General features: G+C 50.7%; 4 protein-coding genes and 3 pseudogenes. 1 reads left to right on the forward strand and 6 read right to left on the reverse strand.

Going from position 1 to position 5,273, the window contains the following annotated elements; genetic code table 11:
• Positions 1–58: 58 nt before the first annotated feature.
• Positions 59–970: a 2-dehydropantoate 2-reductase gene (gene panE, locus BG74_RS08600; RefSeq protein WP_066597850.1), complete on the reverse strand. Its 912-nt coding sequence runs from the start codon at positions 968–970 to the stop codon at positions 59–61.
• Between the two features lie 156 nt (positions 971–1,126).
• On the opposite strand from panE, the pseudogene BG74_RS11675 reads away from it, so the two are divergent.
• Positions 1,127–1,647 (forward strand): annotated as a pseudogene (locus BG74_RS11675) (YajQ family cyclic di-GMP-binding protein).
• Positions 1,648–1,855: 208 nt separating this feature from the next.
• On the opposite strand, the pseudogene BG74_RS14325 reads toward BG74_RS11675, so the two are convergent.
• The 5 genes and pseudogenes from BG74_RS14325 to BG74_RS18250 all read right to left on the reverse strand — a co-directional run.
• Positions 1,856–2,684: pseudogene (locus BG74_RS14325) on the reverse strand (MFS transporter).
• A gap of 252 nt (positions 2,685–2,936) precedes the next feature.
• The gene (gene cyoE, locus BG74_RS08630; RefSeq protein ID WP_066597866.1) at positions 2,937–3,827 is read right to left on the reverse strand and encodes a heme o synthase; all 891 of its coding nucleotides are present in this window, start codon (positions 3,825–3,827) and stop codon (positions 2,937–2,939) included.
• Positions 3,828–3,842: 15 nt separating this feature from the next.
• Entirely contained in the window at positions 3,843–4,175 is a 333-nt protein-coding gene (locus BG74_RS14330) for a cytochrome o ubiquinol oxidase subunit IV (RefSeq protein WP_066597868.1), read from the reverse strand.
• Positions 4,176–4,790 (reverse strand): cytochrome o ubiquinol oxidase subunit III, encoded by a 615-nt coding sequence (locus tag BG74_RS14335; protein ID WP_066597870.1) that lies wholly within the window; start codon positions 4,788–4,790, stop codon positions 4,176–4,178. It lies immediately after the preceding gene.
• A pseudogene (locus tag BG74_RS18250) lies at positions 4,780–5,273 on the reverse strand (cytochrome o ubiquinol oxidase subunit I); the annotation flags it as partial. The pseudogene BG74_RS18250 and the gene BG74_RS14335, both read right to left, overlap by 11 nt.

Below are 5,273 nucleotides of genomic sequence, written 5' to 3' on the forward strand. Positions count from 1 at the left end.
AAGCTGGCACGCACCAGAAGATAGAAGGTGGTAAGGTGGTGAGGCCTCGGTTTCTTTGCTACCATCTGTCGGAAAGAGCAGAATCGTTTTGTCCATAGCTTTCCTCCTTACGTTTCACCAAATCAAAAAGCCGCTGGTTTTCCGGCACGCTCAGCCGGTGTGCCCGTGCGCGGCGCAGAACATAGCCGTTAATATAATCAATTTCCGAATGCCGCTGCGCCCGGACATCCTGCAGCATGGAGGAGATATTATCAGTGGTGCTGCGGATGACTTGACTAACATAGAACAAAAGGCTTTCATAATGGGTATGGTAGCCCTCGCGGTCCATCACCATCGCTACCTCGCGACAAATAGCCTCGATTTCTGCCACATGACTTTCCAGCTCTCCGTTGCAGCAATCGTAGATAGCAGTGAGGGGGTTAATCACACAGTTAGCGGTAAGCTTGACCCAACTGGAAGCGGTGATGTTGTTATGCCAGGTGACCTCTGGCAGTGCCTGGTTTAGCACTTGCGCGATGGCGCTAGCCTGTTGCGCCTGGCTATTACCTGGCCCGATGCGGGTCGTGCCAGCATAAACATGGTGGATCTTGTCCTCTTCGCGGTGGGCGGCATGGGTAGTGGTTCCCATAATCAGCGGCTGGACCAGGACAGGCAATTCCTCACGTGTACCGAGGCCGTTATGTAGCAGCAGAATGGCGCAATCGGCCTGCAACTGCGGCAATAGCGCCCGCACCGCCGCAGACACCTGCCGGGCTTTCAGCGTTACCAGCAGTAGATCGCTTGCAGCTAAATGCGCGGTGTTATTGGCGGGCAGTTGCAAACGACTTTCCTGTCCTTGCGGACTGATAACATCCACAGCACAAACCGATTGCGGCACCTGTAGCCATCCCTGGACGCTGTGTCCCTGGCGGCTAAGCGCCACTAGCCATAGCTGTCCCAATGCGCCACAACCCAGAACGGTAATTTTCATTTTCCTCATCCTGTAAATGATAGGGCTCCGGCCGTACATCACCTTGGAGCCATAAGTATGGACTTTTCTTCTGTGCTACAGATTTTTTCGGCACGGCGGCGCGTAACGTCCCTCCCCCGCGCTGGGATACTGTCTTTTATCTCTTTTGCGGGTATGATGTGGGTATGTTTTCCTTGCCGGAGCTACAGTGTATCCTCATTTGATATCGTGTTAGAAATTGATATGCAAGAATTTCGTAATGCGGGGTGGACAACGCCAATCAAAAACTGAGCGCCTACTGGGATTTTCGCAATTTCCCAGTTAGCTTTGAATTAAATGAAAAAATCAGACCATCAAGGGGAAGCGGGCTACTAGCGAATCAGATTTTCAGGTGAAATAACTGACGAAATCCTGCATGAGAAATTGGTCAAGCGTGGCATTGAAGGCAGCTCTATTGAATTGCCGGACGAACTGGTAGAGCACAGTGGGAAAAATTATAGCATTGGATAGAAACCGACCTGGCCAAGAAACTCATTGAACTCATTAAAAACAGCAAGTTGAAAGTATAGCCGTAGATCGAGGGCGAGCAGGTCCGCGTCACTGGTAGTAAGGCACGCGAAAATTTGCAGCAGGTTATCGTATCGGTAAAATGCAGGAAGTTGGGTCGACCCTTCCATTTCACCAACTTTCGCTATTAACACCCCGACGGCGCCGATCGCTGCGCTGTTCTCGCGCCGTCAGCAATCTCTGACTGCTGACACTTGCCAGAGTGATGAGGGGCGTTTGTCATTTTAACCCCCAAGTGGTGTTTGCCGATTATGCTGCCAAGATCATGGGCGAGGACAGCAAGCACGACGAGCAGTTTGCGACTGCCGTTGCTTATTTGGGGAGCGACCGACGCCGGCATCAGGCCTCACTATCTCTCTCTTCCAGCGCTGCGCATTTGGTTTGTTTAGTATCCACCTTGACGTAGGCACTGCGTTCTTCTGGCACTACCACTACTTCGGTTACTCCAGGCTGCACCTGGAGACATTGCGCCAATTGACTATCGGCCGCCGCCGCGCGGCCGGGCAAAGCGATGCGCAGACTGCTAATGTAGGGTAAGTTCATTCAACGTTTCGCTCATCACCCCCACTATGCCAGCGCCATCGCCCCCGCCAGAAACACCAACTACACCCCTGAAGTTGAAACAGAAAACTGCCTGGCATGCCGCCGAATGTCACGCCAAGAAACTGGCTGATGTAGTACACGCCCATCGTAATCCCTTTGTAGCCGGCTGGCGACTCATTGATAATTAACAAAGGTAAAAGAGCTTCTATAACATAGAATGCCAGAAAGAATAGCTGGATGCTAGCGAACATCATCCATAGTTAGTGCAGTTTTGTTTTTTTCATAGGTTAAATTCGACAGCAGCGCCACATTACCACAGTGGCAATGGCACCGGATTCCTGTAGCGCGTGACTGAAGGATCACCCCCAAAATGTTGTCGGTCAGTGCGGCAATGGCGCTGCCGAGGGCGACAATCAGAAATCCACTGACGATAAGCAGTTTACGGCCAACGCGGTCGGAAACCAGGCTGAGAGGGATCTGGAAAATTGCCTGCGTCAACCCGTAAATGCCGATAGCGAGACCGATGAACGATTTGCTGGCCCCTTGTAATTCCATGCTATAGGTAGTCAATACCGGCAATACCCATGAACATACCCAGCGTGCTCAATGAGAATACTGTACTCAGGCCCCAGGTAGCCTACAGTTTTATGTTGATCATTTTTATGTCTTTTATCACTACCTCGAAATATCTTATATCTTATCCGGATTTATTATAATGCCTTAACACATGATGGGAAATGGAATGATATTTAACAGATGTTAACTTCATATGCCTTTGCCCACCGGGAGTGGCGGCCTAGGCGGCCATGGCCGACAACGAGGTAAAAAGGCGGGAAGAGGGTATTGCACCTTGCCGGAAAAATCGTAAGGCGGTGAACTACCAAACGTAGGTGGGCAGGCTGGTAGCGGAAGGTACCATAAAGTCTACCGACATCATCAAGCTGAGCGAGGTGATAGCGACGATTGAAAAGATAAACAGCTTACGCGCCCAAACCTTATCGTCATTGGCGGATTTATAGCCCTGTAGCGACATGCCCAACCACCAAACGCTAACCGAAGCGGCAACAATCAGGTAGTTGTGGCCAGCATAACCACTCAGCGTCAACATCAGCGTCGCCACCATAAACCCGATAATATATAAGGTAATATGGTGTTTAGTGACCGAAATGCCGCGTTTTACCGGCAAGACCGGAATCGACGCCGCCTGATAATCCTTGAAACGGAAGATAGCGATGGCATAGGAGTGCGGCATTTGCCACAGGCTGAAGATCAGTAGCAAAATCAGCGCGCCGGTGTCGAAGTAGTCACTGACGGCGCAGTAACCAATCACCGGCGGTGCTGCGCCAGACAGGCTGCCGATAAGCGTACCGTAAACGGATTTGCGCTTCATATACAGGCTGTATACGCCGACATAGACTATAAAACCCATTACCGCTAGCCACATGGCCAGCGGATTGGCCGCTAGATAAAGCAGCGCAAAACCGGCAATACCCAGTATCGTAGCGTAAACCAGACTGGTTTTCAGAGAAATCAATCCTCTTACCATGACTCTATTTTTAGTCCTTTCCATTTTCCGGTCGATGTCGCGATCGATATAGTTGTTAAACACGCAACCCGAGGCGACCACCAGAGATACACCGACCAGCGTGGCGAGAAACAGGGCATAGTCTATCTGGCCCTTTGCAGCTAGCAAAAAGCCCCCGATGACAGAAATTAGATTACCGAAAATAATTCCTGGTTTTGTTACTTGCAGGTATTGCTTAATCATTACCGTTGCGCTCTGTTAGTGGCACATCAAGTTGTGATTGAGGTGCCACATAATCCACAAGGAGCCGACCACCAGGATTGCGATGATCATCATCGCAAATACAAAAGCTATCAGGCTCCACTGCTGCTCGGACGACGTATTTAGGTGCAGGAAATACACCATATGCACGATAATCTGCACCACGGAACAAATCACCAGCACCGCTATCAGTGTACTTTCCCTGGCTGAGCCTTGCATCACCATGGTAAACGGAATTACCGTCAGGATGATGGAGAGAATAAAACCTATTAAATAGGACTTATGGCTGACGTGGCTGGCGTCGGTATGCCCTGCGGATGCACAACTCATTTAAAGTGCCCCCATTAAATACACCACGGTAAAGACGCAAATCCAGACCACGTCTAGGAAGTGCCAAAACAGGCTCAAGCACTGCAGACGGGTTTGGTTGACTGGGGTTAGACCACGGCAGGAGACCTGAACTATCATCACTAAGATCCAGATAAGGCCGGAGATGACGTGCAGACCATGGGTGCCTACCAGTGTGAAGAAGCCGGATAGGAAGGCGCTGCGATCCGGGCCATAGCCTTCGGCAATCAGGTGATGAAACTCGTACAGTTCCATGCAGATAAAGCCCAGACCGAACAAGAACGTCTGACTAAGCCAGAAGTTGACCCGGCTCTTATTGCCCCGGTACATGGCCAGGATTGCCATGCCGTAGGTGATACTACTGAACAGCAGGAAGAAGGTTTCAACTAAAATAAACGGCAGCTCAAAAATTTCTTTGCCGGTCGGCCCACCCGCCACACTGTTGCTCAGAACGGCGTAGGTAGCGAACAGGGTGGCGAACAAAATACAGTCGCTCATCAGATAGATCCAGAAGCCGAATACTTTGTTGGCCCCTGCATCGTGGTGACCATGTGCGGCATGGGTAGTATCATGATTGGATAGGATCTTAGTTGACATTTTTCACACCCGCCTCATTGATTTGGTCAAAATGCCGGTTCTCGATACGTTCGACTTCCCCTACAGGCACGTAATAATCTACGTCTTCATTGAAACTGTGAACTATCCAAGTCATGATCATGCCGGCAAATCCGACGATCGCCAGCCACCAAATATGCCAGATCAAGGCAAAGCTAAACACCAGGATGAAGGTGGCGATAATCACGCCGGCACCGGTGTTTTTCGGCATACGGATCGGCTCATAGGCCAACGGTTTTTGATAAGCAGTGCCTTCTTCTTTCATCTGCCAGAATATATCGCGCTGATTGTTCACCTTCGGCACGATGGCGAAGTTATAGAATGGCGGGGGAGAGGAGGTGGCCCACTCCAAAGTACGGCCGCCCCAAGGATCGCCCGTTAGGTCTCGGTTCTTTTCACGATCGCGCATGCTTACTACAATCTGGATCACCTGGCATAGGATACCCAGAGCGATAAGCGCGCTGC

This window comes from Sodalis-like endosymbiont of Proechinophthirus fluctus (assembly GCF_001602625.1).
Classification (GTDB): Bacteria; Pseudomonadota; Gammaproteobacteria; order Enterobacterales; family Enterobacteriaceae.